Consider the following 13,961-nt stretch of genomic DNA (forward strand, 5'->3'; position numbering starts at 1 on the left):
ATAAGTCTTCTGTGGGCCACCCCCGACCCGTGGAGTCGCTCAGTCCCCGTGCACGCCGGTCGAGGACGCCTCGCCGTCGCCCAGGAGCGCACCGTCCCAGTCCTCGGGGACGTGCGGGCAGAGCGGGTCGCTGGCCAGCGGGTCGCCCGTGGCGGCGTACGCTCGCGACCGCGAGCCCCCGCAGACGTGCCGGTACTCGCACGCGCCGCACTTCCCGCGGAACGCGTCGGGGTCCCTGAGCGACTCGAAGAGGTCGCTGTCCCGGTAGACGTCGACGACCGAGTCCTCGCGGACGTTCCCGGCTGATTCGGGGAGGAACCCCGAGGGGTAGACGTCGCCGACGTGCGAGACGAACGCGAACCCGGAGCCGGCACGGACGCCACCGCGTCGCCCCGCTACCGATGCCGGCGGCCCGCCACCGTCGCGTCCGGGGACCCCGGATGCGCTGCCGGCGTCATCCTCGGTCGATTCCGCGCGGCGCTTCTGGAGGACCACGCGCCGGTACTGCGGCGCCTCCGTCGTCTTCACCGCGTACGGTTCGCTGGCGCGGACCTCGTCGAGCCAGTCCATCACGCGGTCCGCGCGCGCCGGCTCGACCGGGTCGAGCAGCCGGCCGCGGCCGACGGGCACGAGGAAGAACACCGACCAAAGCACTGCATCCAGGTCGCGGACGACGTCGCGGAGCCCGGGGAGTTCCTCGACCGTCGACTCGCAGACGGTCGTGTTCACCTGGACCGGGAGCCCGGCGTCCGCGGCGTACCGCGCAGCGCGGAGCGTCGACTCGAAGCTCCCGCGTTCCCCGCGGAACGCGTCGTGCGCATCCTGTGTCGCGCCGTCGAGACTCAACGCCATCCGCTGCAGGCCCGCGTCCGCGAGCGCCTCGACGCGCTCGCGGGTCAGCGAGTCGGTGCCGCTCGGCGTCAGCGTCATCCGGAGGCCGAGGTCGTCGCCGTACGCGACGAGGTGCTCGAGGTCGTCGCGAGCGAGCGGGTCGCCCCCCGAAAGCACGACGAGCTGGCCGTCGCCGAACGCGGCCGCGTCCTCCAGGAGCGCCTCGCCCGCTGCTGTCGAGAGCTCGTCGGGGTGGCGTCGCGGCGTCGCCTCCGCGCGACAGTGCTCGCACGCCAGCGAACACGCCTGCGTCACCTCCCACACCAACACCACCGGCCGCTCGGCCGTATCCACGTCGTCGGGACGCATGCACGGAGCTACGACCGCGGCGTCGGTATCGGATTCGCCGAACACGTTCGCCGCACGGTCAGTGCCGAGGTCGCCGTCGTCGAGTCGGTCACTCCTCGACGGTGGCGGCGACCTCGCGGGGGCGCGTCGCGTTCTCGACGAAGTGCTTCACGATGCGTTCCTCGGCGCGATGCAGCGTCTCGCTGCACGTCGACTTCGCGATACCGACCGCGTCCGCGAGCTCGGTGAGCGTCGTGCCGCGGGGCGTGTCGTAGTAGCCGCGGTCGACGGCCTCGCTGACGAGCCGCCACTGGCGTTCCGTGAGCGGTGACTCGGGCGCGTCCACGCGCTCGCGGAGCTCCTCGACCTCGAAGGGGATGCCGAACGCGTCGAGTTTCGTGACGAGCTCCGAGAGCGTCTCGCGGGTCGTCGTGAGCTCCCACGTCGCGTCGCCGTCCTGGATGTCGAACGGCATCTCCACGGGGAGCCCGCTGCCGCGCGCGGCGAACAACAGCATCGGTTCCCGCGTCCGGAACTGTACCATCGCGGTGTTCCCGTGGTGTTCGAGGAGTTCCACGGACTCCAGGGTGTCGTGGTCGGTCATGTCCTCGACGACGGCGAGCAGTTCCTCCGCGGTTATCTCCGCGACGCCGACGCCGGCGTCGTCGTCGGTGACGGCGGCGACGATGGTCACCTCCGCGTCGGGGTAGCGTCGAGAGATCTCGCCGATCCAGATGTGCTCCGGGATCGAGAGCGTGAGGCGGGCTTCGGGCATCTGTGAACGTGTTCGGCTACGAACACCACGCCCCTGTCGGTTTAGCCGAACATGTTCGGCTCGGTCTCGCTGGGTGGGATGACAGTGGTGGCGTGGACGCCGATCCGCGGTGGCGCTCGCGGTCAGGTCGGCGACCAGATGGCGGTGTAGACCGTGCCGTCGTCGGCCTCGACGTGCTCGTACGCGAACCCGCGGTCGTCGAGCTTCGGGAACAGATGTTGCGGAACGCGGTCGTTCGCCTGCACGAGCGTCGCGTCGTCGGCGAGCGCCGCGAGCCGTTCGAGCGTCTCCGTGAGCGGTTCCGGTGGCGGGAGCTCTCGGACGTCGAGGTACTCGCGGTCGCGGTCCGCGGGCACGTGAGTGTCGGCGAGCAACCCGTCCACCTGCGGTGGTTCTCCCGTGGGCATACGTCACCGTTCACGCGCCGTACCCGGGAAGCTTGCCCCGAACGCGTTCGCCGCGCTCCCCCGGCACGACGACCCACGTTTTTCTCGACGGTGGCCGTACCGCTGCACGTGACCGACCTCGACGACTTCGACCACGAGCGACACGTGCGCGAGGCGTTCGAACTGGCGCGCGAGGCCACAGCACGCGGTGACGAACCGTTCGGGAGCGTGCTCGTTCGCGACGACGCGGTCGTGATGCGCGAGTCGAACCGCGTGAACACCGCCGACGACGTCCGCCGACACCCAGAACTCCACCTCGCGCATCGTGCGTGCCGCGAGCTGGACGCGAGCGAGCGCGCCGAGACGGTGATGTACACGAGCACCGAACCGTGCCCGATGTGCGCCGGCGGCATGCGGACCGCCGGATTCGCGCGCGTCGTCTACAGCGTCGCCGGCGACGAGATCGGCGACTTCACCGGCGAGCACCCGCCGGTCCGCGCCGCGACCATCCTCGGCGACCGGACGACGGTACAGGGACCGGTGCTGAACGACCAGGGCCGCGCGATACACGAGGCGTTCGACTGGTAGCGACGCGCTCGCCGCACGCCCCTCGACACCCGGAGCGAGATGGCGTTCGCCCGGCACCTGCGACCGGGACGGACCATCTCGGGCGACCGACACCGACGCCCTGGACGGCCCGAGGCGGCTGGTGGTCGTCCCGGGTTACTACGGTGGTTCCTCGGTCCGGCCGGGAACGCCACGGCCGGCGTAGAAGTCGCCGTTCCAGTGACTGATCCAGATCTCCTGGTTCGCGGCGTACAGCGCGTCGGCAGTGACGAACCGGTCGTCGGCGACCGACCACTCGTCCGCGCCGGTGTCGTACGCGACGGCCTGGTTGTACACTGCCGCCTGCCCGAACTCGCCGCCGGCCTTCGGGGGCAGCGGGAGCGCGTGCTCGGCGTTCGCGTTCCGCGACGGCGGGCGTTCCGCGCGCTGGAGGCGTCCGCGGTTGAGCGTTCCATCGAAGAACGACGCGTACTGCTCGCCGACGTCCGCGTCGAGGACGGCGTCGGCCGCGTTCAGGCCACCGGTGACGTCGCCGACGTCGCGGGCGGTGTACCGGTAGACGTCGTCGTCGGCGTTCGACGCGAACGTCCCCGCGTCGGCGTCGTAGAGGTCGTCGGTCAGGTAGCCGAGCGCGTCCGCGGCGAGACCGGTACGGTCGACGCCGTCGAGTTCGCTCGCCCACGTCAGCCCCTGGACGACCGCGCCCTGCGTCGCCGCCTGATTCTGCGCGCTTCCGGCGACCCGGCCGTCGCCGTCGACGTTCGCCGCGACCTCGTCCGCGAGCGCGTTCGCCCACGACGCGGTCATCGACTCAAGGTCGCTCGAGCCCGCCTGCGTCCCGTACCACGCGGCCGCGCCGAGCGCGAGCCCGAGGTCCCGCGTCGACCCCATCGAGACGACGTCGCTCGGCTCGAACGCGTTCATCGTCGTCTTCGCCATCCCGTCAGTGAGTTGCTGTACCTTGTTCGCGGGAATGAGCGGCTCGGGGTTCACGTACCCGAACCAGCCGTTCTGCGCGAGGCTGTTCAGGTTCGAGAGGAACCACAGCATCGAGAGGTGGTGCTTCGGGCGGGTCGTGGAGTCGGTCACCTCGCCCGTCCCCGGTTTGAACCCGGAGACGAGTTGCAGCGAGTCGCCCTTCGTGAGCGCGCCGTTCCCGTCGGGGCCGCCCGCGATGAGCGTCGCGTTCACGCCGATCTGCGCGAGCGTCGTCAGCATCTGCGCGCGGAACTTCGCCGCGAGCCCCGGCGGGAGCACGTCGAAGTGCGACTCGAAGTTCTTCGCCCACGTCACGCCCTTCAGGTGCGTCCACGCCACCGACGACGGGCTGACGGTCTTCGAGGACTTGGACATGTCCCACTTCAGCGTCGAGGCATCCGGCCGACCGTCTCCGCTATCGAACACGGGCTGCTGGGTGAAGTGCGGGTCGCCCTCCGTGAACGGCGCCATGTTCAGGTTCGGGTTCGCGATGGGAGGCTTCTCGACGTCAGCCGCTTCCAGCATCGCAGGCACGCGCTTCTCGAAGGCCTGCTGCTGTTGTTCGTTGTGCGGGAACTGGACGCCGTTCCCGCTCATCGCGATGTTCGTGCTCATGTTGTACAGCGAGTACCAGTAGGAATCGAGCGTCGCGTCGAACCACTGGTACGCCGCCTCGCCGTCACCCCCGCCGCCGCCGTCGCCGAGGCCCGCGGCGGCGAGCTGGCGGGCGAGCGCGGTCGCTTCGGCGTCGCTCTCGACGTCGCTGGGGTCGGTCGTCCCCGGGCCGCCCTCCGACGCCTCGACGACGACGATACCGGTCATGCCGAGGCCGCGGTGGGGCGTGCAGTAGTAGTTGTGGACGCCCGGCGTCTCGAACGTGTGCTCGAACGACTCGCCGGCGGAGAGGACGCCGGAGTCGAACGCGCTCGCGTCCTCGGGAACGCGCCCTGGCTGGCCGTTTTCCTCGTGGTAGGCGGTGACCGAGTGCGAGCCGCCCTCGATGGTCCACTCGACGGTCGCGCCTTGCTCGACCCAGACGACGGCGGGCGTGAACACGAACTGGCCGGCGCCCTGGTCACGCTCGAGGGTCGCCGCGGTCACGCTCGGTGCCGACTCGAGGTCGTCCGGACCGCCGAGGACGTCCGCGCCCGGTGGCGCACCGCCGCCGCCGCTAGTCGTCGTCGCGGCATCGGTCTCCGTCGGTTCCTCCGTGTCGGCCGCTGTCTCCGTCTCGCGGAATCCGGTCGTGCATCCGGCGAGGCCCGTCACCGTGGCGATACCGCCGAACCTGATGAGCGTCCGCCTATCGATGTCGTGCATGGTAACCACTCGAAACTGGGTGAGGAGTCGTAATTAATCTCAGCCAACCGAGCGGTTACTCGGTTACGTCTACGAAACCGCAATAGTAAACGGTCGTCAGCCGGAGGATTTCCAGTTATATTTTCGATGTTTTTGGACGTTCCGCGACTCGACTACCCACCGTCCGCGTCCGCCGGTTCCTCCAGATGCTCGTTCCCCCAGTCCCGCATCGCGTACACGACCGAATCCAGCGACGCACCCAGATCCGTCAGCGAGTACTGGACCCGAACCGGCTTCTCGCTGACGATATCGCGGTCCACGAGCCCGTGCTCCTCCAGGTCGTCCAGGCTCTCGGATAGCACCTTGCTGGAGATGCCGTCGACGCGGACCTCGAGCTCGTTGAACCCTGCCGGCCCACCCTCCATCAGGCGATGGAGGATGACCGGATGCCACTTCTTCCCGATGAGCGTGGCGGTCGTGGTGATCGGACACCAGTCCTCGCCCGCACACCAGACCGGCAGCCGCTCCTCCGCCGGCGCCGTCGACGATTGCTCCTCCTCGCTCATGACCCGCCCTACGGACGCGACCACGTTAACGGTTACCCTACCCTATCAAGTTACGAGACGTAACTCCAAACCGTCGGACGATGGTCGTCCGCCGGTCGATTCACCAGGATTGAACGAGCGATTCACTTTTGACCCTCCACCTGCAACGCTCATACGGTACTCCGAGTCGCCCGTGTTCGCGCGACTGGCACCCCACTCTCGTCGCGCAACCGGTCGGAGTGCCAAGCCTGCCGAGGCACCGACACCACCCCGTCGGTGCCTCATCCCACCCCATCCACCCCCGGCGTCCATCAGTCGGACGCCATCTACGGCCGCGTCGGGTCCGCCGACGCGGCACCACCCCACCCCACTTTCGTTCGGTTCTCAACGACCCAGAGAGGACGACGACCACCGGGTTCGTCCGCTGGACACGAACGCCTACGGGGTCGTTCCCACGGCGCTGGAACGACCCCGGGAGCCTACCTTACACCGACACCGAGGTTCACGTGGGGCGGCGGACGACGTTCCATCGCCTGGTCAGCGAACCCGGTCGTCGGTCGTGTCGGGAGCGCCGCCGGCGTCCGGGACGGAAGGGTCGAACGACCCTGTCGTCCGCCCGACCCCATCTCGACGGTGGCGTCCGCGACAGAGACGCCGCGTTCGTTCCCCGAACCGTGGTGGGGGCCGCGGAACGAAGCGAAGCGTCACTCGGAACGCGACCGAACTGAGTTCGTCCCACGCCGACGCGTCGAAGGACGCGTCTCTCTCCGTTCGGTCGCGCTATCTGTGCCGTCGAACTACGACTGAACCAGCGCGTGCCACATGTGATGGCGAGCGGAGACGAACGAGGGGTCACTCGGTCGCGTCGGCGACGCGGGCCTCGACGAACTCCCTGAATCGGTCGGGGTCGACGTCGCACTCGACCGCGGGCTTGAACCCGCCGAGGTGCGTGCCGTGCGCGCCGCCACGGACCGGGTCGAGGACGCGCGCGACGTCGTCCGCCATGTAGTAGTTCGGGCCGACGCGGTGGTCGCTCAGGCGGACGGCGCGGTCGAGGCGGCCGCCGGGTTCGCGCCCGGGGACGACGACGACGGACTCGGGTCTGTCCGTGAACTCGGGGTCGTGGTAGTAGAGGCTGCCGTGGGCCGCGTAGCGTCTGGCGTGCGCGTTCTCGGGGTGCGAGTCGAGGACGTCGGCGACCGCGTCGTCGTCCATTCCGGGCTGGAGGACGGTCGGGGATGCGGCGACCGTGAGGTACCCGAATAGGTACCGGTGCTTCAGGTCGTTCTCGGGGCCGCGGAAGCCGCCGTAGAACGCGACGACGTCGCCGGCGTCGAGGGCCGCGAGCGTGGAGACGTACGGTGGTCGGTGTTCGCCGTAGGTGAGCGCGTCGAGGTTCGGGTCGCGGTGGACCGCGTGGTCCTCGACGTCGGCCGCGTCCGTCACCCAGTCGCCCTCGCTGCCGGGTCGGATGCCGTCGATGAGCGACGCTAGGGAGCCGTCGCCGTGGCGTCGCGGGAGCGACCCGTAGGTCGCCGGCTCGGTCGTCGCGCCCTTCTCCGGGATGGGGACGTACTCGAACCGGCCGGCGTCGTCGACGCGCGGGACGGGTCGAACGTTCCCGGTGTCCGCGCCGACGCCACAGAGGACGACTGTCATGCGACCGTCGACGCGCTCGGTGTACTTATGACCGCGGACCTCGGCGCGTCGGCGTGCTGGCGCGCCAGTCGGGCGTCGCGACGAGCGCCGGTGACGACGCGGACCACCCCCGAGGACAGAGTATTGGGAATAGAAGACAATACTATAGCGCTGGAGCACCGAGATGTGGTATGCGCGCCGTCATCGCCACCGACCTCTCCGACGCCATGGACACCGCCATCGAATCACGCGTGTGCCTCGAATGCCTCGCCCGCTACGGCATCGACGCCATCGACCTCATCACCGTCACAAGCCCGAACGTCACCACCGGGATGCCGGGGAGCGACGTCGGGAGCCGCACGAAACGAGCGCTCGAACGACAGGAGCGAACGCTCGAAGCCGAAGGGTTCGACGTCGACGTCCACGTCGTCCGCGGCACCCCCCACCGGCGCATCAACGGACTCGCCGAACGCGTCCACGCCGACCTCGTCATCGCCGGGTCGCGCGGGCAGAGCCCGCTCCAGGAGCGCTTCATCGGCGGCACCGCGCGCGACCTCGTCCGGACCACCGTCCGCCCGCTCCTCCTCGAACGCATCCGGCGCGAGACGCCCGAGGAGCACCACGACGGGACCAGAGACCCCGGCGCCGACGACGTCGAGTACGAGGTCGCCCACGAGCACCTCTTCCGGCGCGTCCTGTACGCGACGGACTTCTCCGAGAACGCCGAGCGCGCGTTCGAGCAGTTCCGCAACCTCAAGCACGCCACGCAGGAGGCGACGCTCCTGCACGTCACGCCCCCGGACCGACGCGCGGACGCCGACGCGATAGCGGACGCCGAAGCGCGTCTCGAAGCGCTCGCGGACGAACTCCGCGAGAAAGGCATCGACGAGGTCACGACGATGGTTCGCTCCGGGGAGACCACCGCGGAGATACTCGCCGCCGAGCAGGAGGTGAAACCCACGACCGTCCTCCTCGGGTCGCGCGGCCGGAGCCGCATCCGTCGGTTGCTCGTCGGGTCGACCACCGAAGCCATCGCCCGCCGAAGCAACTGCAACGTCCTCATCGTTCCGCCGTCCGGGACGCGCTGACGGCGAGCGCGCGGCCCGAACGTCGCGGACGAAGATGGGGCGAGGCGACGTCAGCGTTCGACGACGCGCATCGGCATCCCGTCCTTCGGGTGCGCGGTCAGCGACGGCAGCAACTCCAGCCCGTCGCCGTCGTACGCGAGTTCGTAGTCCTGGACGACTCGTGCAAGGATGAGCTGCGCCTCCAGCATCGCGAGGTGCTTGCCGATGCAGTGCCGGGGGCCGCCGCCGAACGGGAAGTACGCGAACCGCGGCCGGTCCTCGCTGCGCGCCGCCGAGAACCGCTCTGGGTCGAACGCGTCGGGCGACTCCCAGTAGCGCGCGGACCTGTGCACCGCGTACTGCGGGAGCATGATGGCGACGTCCTCCGGGACCTCGTACCCGCACAGCTCCACGCGCTCGGTCGGCGCGCGGAACATCGTGAACACCGGCGGGTAGAGCCGCATCGCCTCCTGAATCGCCCACTCGACGAACTCGAACTCGCGGACGTGCGCCATCCCCGGGTCGTCGTCGCCGACGACGTCGTCGACCTCCGTGCGAACGCGCTCGGCCGCCTCCGGGTGCTCCGAGAGGAGGTACATCGTGTACGTGAGCGTCAACGCGGTCGTGTCGTGGCCCGCGAGCAGCATCGTCATCAGTTCGTCGCGCAACTGCTCGCTCGACTGCTCGCCGCGGTCCTGCGCGCGCCGCAAGACGGACAGGAAGTCCATCGGGCCGTCCTCGTCGGTTCCCTCCGTCCCCTTCCGGGCCGCCAGCACGTCGTCGAGGACGCCGTCGAGCGTCGCGACCGCGCGCTCGTACTCCGCGTCGTCCGGTGCCGGCACCCACGACGGCATCGCGAACCGGAGCGGGTCCGGCTCGAACCGTCGGCCGAGCGGCACCATCTGCTCGCGGATCGTCTCGACGGTCGCGTCGTCGACGCGAACGCCCATCATGAGGTCGAGGATGACGTCGAGCGTCACCCGAGTCATCTCCGCCTCCACGTCCACCCGGTCGCCGTCCGACCAGTCCGCGACCATGTCGTCGGCGTGCTCGGTGATGCGGCCCGCCATCCCGGACAGTCGGTCGAACGCGAACGCCGGACTGGCGAGCTGGCGTTGCTCGCGCCACGTCTCCCCCTCGCTCAACAGGAGGCCGTCGCCGAGCAGGTCGCCGAGCGCGTCGTCCTGGAAGTCCGGCTTCCGGAACCGGTCGGCCTCGGAGACGAGCACGCGCTCGATCGCCATCGGGTCCGTCACCATGTACGTCTCCATCGGGCCCATGTCGAACGCGGCGATCCCGCGATAGCTCTCTTCGAGCGCCGTCACGAACGCGAACGGGTCGTTCGCGTACCGACGCGCGTCCCCGAAGAGCGGTTCGCCACGCGGACCGGGCGGTGTGCTAGCCATACTCGATGGTCAGGACTCGACGGACAAGTACCACTCGGCGCTGCGCCCCTGCTCGACGCCGTCGGTCGCTGTCGCGCGGAGCGTCAGGAGCGCTCGAACGCCCAGAGCGTGCCGTCGTCGGCGTGCGCGTACCCGGTCTGGCCGTCGGTCGCGACGCGGACGTCGTCCCCGCCCAGCGACGCACGCCAGAGTTCGGGGTCGTCCCAGCCGACGTCGTACCCGACGACTGTGCCGTCGCCGGTCGCGACGACGAACCGGTCGTGCGCGCTCGCCGTCCGCGCTGGTGCGTCAGCGAGTTCGATCGTCCGGTCGACGCCGCCGTCCACCGGGTCGACGACGCGAACCGAGCCCGTGCCATCGTCGGCGCTCGGCCCGGTTCGCGACGCGACCACCAGCGACTGGTTCTGCGCGTGGAAACCGACGACGGTGCCGGCGCTCCCGTACTCCCGTCGCCACGCGCGCTGGACGCGGCCGCCGCTGTCATCGCTCTCGCGTTCCAGTGCCACCACCTGCTGGGCCTCGCTGCTCCCGACGTACACGCGGTCGTTCCAGAGGTACGGACCAGCCGCCGACGTCTCCCAGTCCGCAAGGGCGTGCTCCCACGCGGTCGTGCCGTCGCTCGGCGCGAGCGCGAGCACGCGGTCCGCGTCCGCGAACACGACCGCGTCGTCGGTCGCGGCGAGCTGGTCGTCGGGCGCGGCCAGGACCGAGAAGTCCGCGCCGGCGCGCTCCTCGACCTCCCAGCGGATAGAGCCGTCGGCGGCGTCGATGGCGGCGAGCGTCCCGTTCGCCGCGTACACGGTGTCACCGGTGGTGGCGAGCGCGGACGCGAGGTTCCGGACGTCGGCGGTCCACTCGCGCTCGCCGTTCTCGGCCGCGAACGAGACGACGCGACCGGCGTCGCCGCCGGTCTTCACGCCGGCGTAGACGTGGTCGCCGTCGGCGGCGAGCCCGGTCGGGCGGCCCACGTTCGCGCTCCAGCGCTCCTCGCCGGTGTCCGCGTCGAACCCCGCGATGCGACCACCGGCACCGTCCTCGCGGTGGCCGAGCGTCGCGACGACGCCCGACGCGACGACCGGAGACGCCCGACCGACGCCGGCGGTCGTCGACGCTCGCCACGCCGCCGCCTCCGGGCCGCCGTCGCCGAACCCGAGACAGCCAGAGAGCCCGCTCACCGTCCCGGCCGCGACGGCAGGCGCGGCCGCTCGCAGGACCGCACGTCTGGAGGGCATACTCGCCGCTGCGAACGGCCGCGTGAAGTGTCTTCTGCAGTCCTGTGGGCGGTACCCGTGCTCGCGCTATCGCTCGTCGAGCCCGACGCCGTCCGCGAGGAGGCGATGCGAGCGCAGCGCGTCCTCGTGGTCAGGGATGGAGTGCTGTATCATGACCTCGTCGACGCCGACGCGGTCCGCGAGCTGTTCGAGGAGGCCAGCGAGCGTCTCCGGGTTCCCCGAGACCGCGCGCGGCCACTCGTCGTGGTCGAGCGTCGCGGGCGTCGGCTCGGGGACGCCACCGAGTTCCTCGATGGCGTCCTCGACGCTCGGCCGGCCCGTCGGCCGGCCCTGTTTGAGGCGCTCGTAGACGGCCTCGGCGACCGCCCGCAACCGGGCGGCTTCCTCGTCGGTCGGCGCACAGACCGCGTTCACCGCTATCATTCCGGTCGGCTGGTCGACGCCCATCGCGTACGGCGACGGCCGGAACGCTTCGCGGTACGCGTCGAACGCGTTCTCGGCGAACACCGGCCGGATGAACGCCGCGAAGCAGTACGGGAGCCCGAGTTCCCCCGCTATCTCGGCGCTCGACGGACTCGACCCGAGCACCCACGGCGTCGGCGGCCCCTCGCCCGACCGCGGAATGGTGACGTCGGCGTACTCGTGGTCGTCGGGGTAGGCGTCCGCGAGGTGGTTCGCGACCGCCTCGACGCGCGCCCGCTGGTCGCCGTCGGGGTCGTCGAGGTGGCGTTCGGTGCCGAGCGCGTGGTCGACCGCGGGGGACTCGTTCGCGCGACCGAGGCCGAGGTCGACGCGCCCAGGTGCCAGGCCGTCCAGTGCCGCGAACGACTCCGCGACCTTGAACGGACTGTAGTGGTTCAGGAGCACGGCGCCGGAACCGAGCCGTATCGACTCGGTCTCCGCCGCGAGGTGCCCCAGGAGCACCTCGGGCGTCGTCCCCGCGAGCGACTCGCGACTGTGATGCTCTGCCACCCAGAACCGCTCGTATCCGAGTCGTTCGGCCTGCTGTGCCGCCTCCACCGTGTTCGCGAACGCGTCCGACGCCGTCCCATCCTCCGGGACCGGCGACAGGTCGACGATAGAGAGGTCCATGTCCGCGACTCGGCGACGACGCGGGTTAACGATTCGGCATCCGGCGGTCACCGGCATCGTCCCGGGCCACTCGCAAGTTCCCCGCTCCACTCCCACGAACCGAAGATACTACCCCCGTCTTGAATGGCCGAACGACTGAGAGTGCGACTGAGCCGGATCGCGAACGAACGAAGCGTGCATGCAGCAACCGTCCGCGACAGACGACCCGGAGATCGTCTACGAACGTCACGGCGACGGCCAGCCCGTCGTCCTGCTCCACGGTGGCATGGCGCCGCGCGAGTACTGGACGCCCGTCCTCCCGCACCTCGACCGATACCGCGCCGTGGTCCCACAGCGGCCCGGGTTCGGGACGTGCCGCGACGACCTCGCCGAGACGAGCAGCGACGAGGTCCTCCCCGGAGAGGTCGACTACGTTCACGCCCTCCTCGACTCGCTCCCCGACGACGCCAACCCGGTCCTGTTCGGGCACTCCTTCGGCGCACTCACCGCGATCGAGGCCGCCACGGACCTCGACGTCGCCGCCGTCGTCGCGTACGAGCCCGCGGTCCTTCCCGCCGACTATCGCGAGGACGCCGACCTCGCCAGACGCATGGCCGACCTCGTCGACGCGGGCCAGCGCCGAGAGGCAGTCAAACGCTACGTCGAACAGGTCCTCCACCCCGACGGCGTCGACGACCTCGACGCGTGGCTCGCCGACTGGCCGGTGTGGCCGGAGTGCGTCGACCTCGCCGAGGAGGTCGTCCGCATGAACCGCGCCGTCGAGCGGTACGAGCTCCCCGAGCGTCTCGACGTCGACGCGCCCGTCCTCGTGTTGACGGGGACCGACGGCCCGGACTTCCTTCGCGAGAGCGCACGCTCGGTCCACGGCGCACTCCCGAGAAGTCGGTTCGTCGAACTCCACGGCGTCAGTCACTCCGGGCCGAGCGAAGCGCCGGAACGCGTCGTCGCCGCGGTCGACGCCTTCCTCCGCGAGTAGACGACGCCGAAGCCGTCACTCCCTCCTCCACGAGTAGACGACGCCGGGGCCGTCACTCGGGGAGTGGCGGCCACGTGGTCGCGACGACCGCCTCGATGAGTTCGGTCTCCGCGCGCCGCAGGCGCTCGGACGCCGAGGACGCGGCGACGTCGAGTTCGTCCGCGACGGCTTCGAGCGACGTCCGACGAGGAATCTCGAAGTACCCCATCTCGTAGGCGGTTCGGAGCGCCTCGCGTTGCCGGTCCGTGAGCCCGTCGCCCGCGGGTTCGGGGTCGCCGTCCTGCGTGAGGCGGTGCAGCCGGAAACCGGCGTTTCGCTGCCAGAACGTCCGGAACGCGTCGAACGCGTCCCGGTCCGCGAACCAGCCGGTCTGTCGCGACCCCGCCGCAGTGACGTCGATGCGTTCGACGATGGCGTCGGTCCGCGCGAGCGCCTCGAGGTCATCGAGGTCGTCGACCGCCGCCCCAAGTTGTTCTTCGAGACTGAATGCGGGCGTCACCTTGTACCGGCGCGTCTCCCCGGCTCGGCCGACGAGCGTCCACGGGCCGACGTCGGGAGCGTCCGCGAGCGCATCCTCGACGTCGTCCGCACACCCGCCGGCGACCGTCGCGAGGAACGACGGCCGACGACCGTGGTTGAACTGGAACTCCATCGTCACCGTCGCGTCCGGGACGGCCGCGGCGACGTCCACGAGCGGGAGGGCTTCGCAGGCGATCGAGAATTCGGCGACGAGTCCCATACCAGTCAGTCGTTCGCGTTCGGGTTTGTCGCCTGCGATTCGGAGCGAACGACGACTCCCGAGAGCAGCCCGAAGCTGTACG

The 13,961-nt window shown here is 70.4% G+C and carries 13 protein-coding genes; 3 read left to right on the top strand and 10 right to left on the bottom strand.

Annotated elements, in window-relative coordinates; translation table 11 throughout:
- Window positions 1-39: 39 nt before the first annotated feature.
- The 3 genes from VYJ16_RS15370 to VYJ16_RS15380 all read right to left on the bottom strand — a co-directional run bounded on the left by VYJ16_RS15370 (window position 40) and on the right by VYJ16_RS15380 (window position 2,361).
- A complete protein-coding gene (locus tag VYJ16_RS15370; protein WP_336351196.1) occupies window positions 40-1,200 on the bottom strand; it encodes a TIGR04053 family radical SAM/SPASM domain-containing protein in 1,161 nt (386 codons plus the stop codon).
- 88 nt (window positions 1,201-1,288) lie between these two features.
- Window positions 1,289-1,954, bottom strand: coding sequence for a helix-turn-helix domain-containing protein (locus VYJ16_RS15375; RefSeq protein ID WP_336351197.1), 666 nt, complete (start codon window positions 1,952-1,954; stop codon window positions 1,289-1,291).
- Window positions 1,955-2,076: 122 nt separating this feature from the next.
- The gene (locus tag VYJ16_RS15380; RefSeq protein ID WP_336351198.1) at window positions 2,077-2,361 is read right to left on the bottom strand and encodes a DUF2249 domain-containing protein; all 285 of its coding nucleotides are present in this window, start codon (window positions 2,359-2,361) and stop codon (window positions 2,077-2,079) included.
- Window positions 2,362-2,469: 108 nt separating this feature from the next.
- Here VYJ16_RS15380 and VYJ16_RS15385 point away from each other — a divergent pair, with 108 nt between their 5' ends.
- Window positions 2,470-2,928: a nucleoside deaminase gene (locus tag VYJ16_RS15385; protein WP_379762580.1), complete on the top strand. Its 459-nt coding sequence runs from the start codon at window positions 2,470-2,472 to the stop codon at window positions 2,926-2,928.
- 138 nt (window positions 2,929-3,066) lie between these two features.
- On the opposite strand, the gene VYJ16_RS15390 is transcribed toward VYJ16_RS15385, so the two are convergent.
- The 3 genes from VYJ16_RS15390 to VYJ16_RS15400 form a co-directional block, all read right to left on the bottom strand.
- Window positions 3,067-5,205 carry a plastocyanin/azurin family copper-binding protein gene (locus VYJ16_RS15390; protein WP_336351199.1) on the bottom strand — a complete coding sequence of 713 codons (2,139 nt, stop codon included), beginning with the start codon at window positions 5,203-5,205 and terminating at the stop codon, window positions 3,067-3,069.
- Between the two features lie 152 nt (window positions 5,206-5,357).
- Complete coding sequence (locus VYJ16_RS15395) at window positions 5,358-5,750, bottom strand: winged helix-turn-helix transcriptional regulator (RefSeq protein ID WP_336351200.1); 393 nt, start codon at window positions 5,748-5,750, stop codon at window positions 5,358-5,360.
- A gap of 831 nt (window positions 5,751-6,581) precedes the next feature.
- Window positions 6,582-7,388, bottom strand: a complete 807-nt coding sequence (locus tag VYJ16_RS15400) for an Nmad3 family putative nucleotide modification protein (protein WP_336351201.1) — start codon at window positions 7,386-7,388, stop codon at window positions 6,582-6,584.
- Between the two features lie 170 nt (window positions 7,389-7,558).
- Here VYJ16_RS15400 and VYJ16_RS15405 point away from each other — a divergent pair, with 170 nt between their 5' ends.
- On the top strand, window positions 7,559-8,455 hold the full coding sequence (locus tag VYJ16_RS15405) for a universal stress protein (RefSeq protein ID WP_336351202.1): 897 nt from the start codon (window positions 7,559-7,561) through the stop codon (window positions 8,453-8,455).
- A 50-nt stretch (window positions 8,456-8,505) separates the two neighbouring features.
- On the opposite strand, the gene VYJ16_RS15410 is transcribed toward VYJ16_RS15405, so the two are convergent.
- From VYJ16_RS15410 to VYJ16_RS15420, 3 genes are all read right to left on the bottom strand, one after another.
- On the bottom strand, window positions 8,506-9,840 hold the full coding sequence (locus tag VYJ16_RS15410; protein WP_336351203.1) for a cytochrome P450: 1,335 nt from the start codon (window positions 9,838-9,840) through the stop codon (window positions 8,506-8,508).
- Between the two features lie 83 nt (window positions 9,841-9,923).
- Complete coding sequence (locus tag VYJ16_RS15415; RefSeq protein ID WP_336351204.1) at window positions 9,924-11,072, bottom strand: outer membrane protein assembly factor BamB family protein; 1,149 nt, start codon at window positions 11,070-11,072, stop codon at window positions 9,924-9,926.
- A gap of 66 nt (window positions 11,073-11,138) precedes the next feature.
- The gene (locus tag VYJ16_RS15420; protein WP_336351205.1) at window positions 11,139-12,164 is read right to left on the bottom strand and encodes an LLM class flavin-dependent oxidoreductase; all 1,026 of its coding nucleotides are present in this window, start codon (window positions 12,162-12,164) and stop codon (window positions 11,139-11,141) included.
- A 178-nt stretch (window positions 12,165-12,342) separates the two neighbouring features.
- Between VYJ16_RS15420 and VYJ16_RS15425 the strand changes: the two genes are divergently transcribed.
- The gene (locus VYJ16_RS15425) at window positions 12,343-13,140 is read left to right on the top strand and encodes an alpha/beta fold hydrolase (protein WP_336351206.1); all 798 of its coding nucleotides are present in this window, start codon (window positions 12,343-12,345) and stop codon (window positions 13,138-13,140) included.
- A gap of 52 nt (window positions 13,141-13,192) precedes the next feature.
- Here VYJ16_RS15425 and VYJ16_RS15430 read toward each other — a convergent pair whose 3' ends face one another.
- Window positions 13,193-13,879 carry a helix-turn-helix domain-containing protein gene (locus VYJ16_RS15430; protein WP_336351207.1) on the bottom strand — a complete coding sequence of 229 codons (687 nt, stop codon included), beginning with the start codon at window positions 13,877-13,879 and terminating at the stop codon, window positions 13,193-13,195.
- Window positions 13,880-13,961: the final 82 nt, after the last annotated feature.

The sequence above is a fragment of the Halorubellus litoreus genome (assembly GCF_037081675.1).
Lineage (GTDB): Archaea > Halobacteriota > Halobacteria > Halobacteriales > Natrialbaceae > Halorubellus > Halorubellus litoreus.

Bases quoted from the DNA above. Each gene is read 5' to 3' on its own strand.
- VYJ16_RS15370 (WP_336351196.1), bottom strand. From the start codon at position 1,200: ATGCGTCCCGACGACGTGGATACGGCCGAGCGGCCGGTGGTGTTGGTG.
- VYJ16_RS15375 (WP_336351197.1), bottom strand. From the start codon at position 1,954: ATGCCCGAAGCCCGCCTCACGCTCTCGATCCCGGAGCACATCTGGATC.
- VYJ16_RS15380 (WP_336351198.1), bottom strand. From the start codon at position 2,361: ATGCCCACGGGAGAACCACCGCAGGTGGACGGGTTGCTCGCCGACACT.
- VYJ16_RS15390 (WP_336351199.1), bottom strand. From the start codon at position 5,205: ATGCACGACATCGATAGGCGGACGCTCATCAGGTTCGGCGGTATCGCC.
- VYJ16_RS15395 (WP_336351200.1), bottom strand. From the start codon at position 5,750: ATGAGCGAGGAGGAGCAATCGTCGACGGCGCCGGCGGAGGAGCGGCTG.
- VYJ16_RS15400 (WP_336351201.1), bottom strand. From the start codon at position 7,388: ATGACAGTCGTCCTCTGTGGCGTCGGCGCGGACACCGGGAACGTTCGA.
- VYJ16_RS15405 (WP_336351202.1), top strand. From the start codon at position 7,559: ATGCGCGCCGTCATCGCCACCGACCTCTCCGACGCCATGGACACCGCC.
- VYJ16_RS15410 (WP_336351203.1), bottom strand. From the start codon at position 9,840: ATGGCTAGCACACCGCCCGGTCCGCGTGGCGAACCGCTCTTCGGGGAC.
- VYJ16_RS15415 (WP_336351204.1), bottom strand. From the start codon at position 11,072: ATGCCCTCCAGACGTGCGGTCCTGCGAGCGGCCGCGCCTGCCGTCGCG.
- VYJ16_RS15420 (WP_336351205.1), bottom strand. From the start codon at position 12,164: ATGGACCTCTCTATCGTCGACCTGTCGCCGGTCCCGGAGGATGGGACG.
- VYJ16_RS15425 (WP_336351206.1), top strand. From the start codon at position 12,343: ATGCAGCAACCGTCCGCGACAGACGACCCGGAGATCGTCTACGAACGT.
- VYJ16_RS15430 (WP_336351207.1), bottom strand. From the start codon at position 13,879: ATGGGACTCGTCGCCGAATTCTCGATCGCCTGCGAAGCCCTCCCGCTC.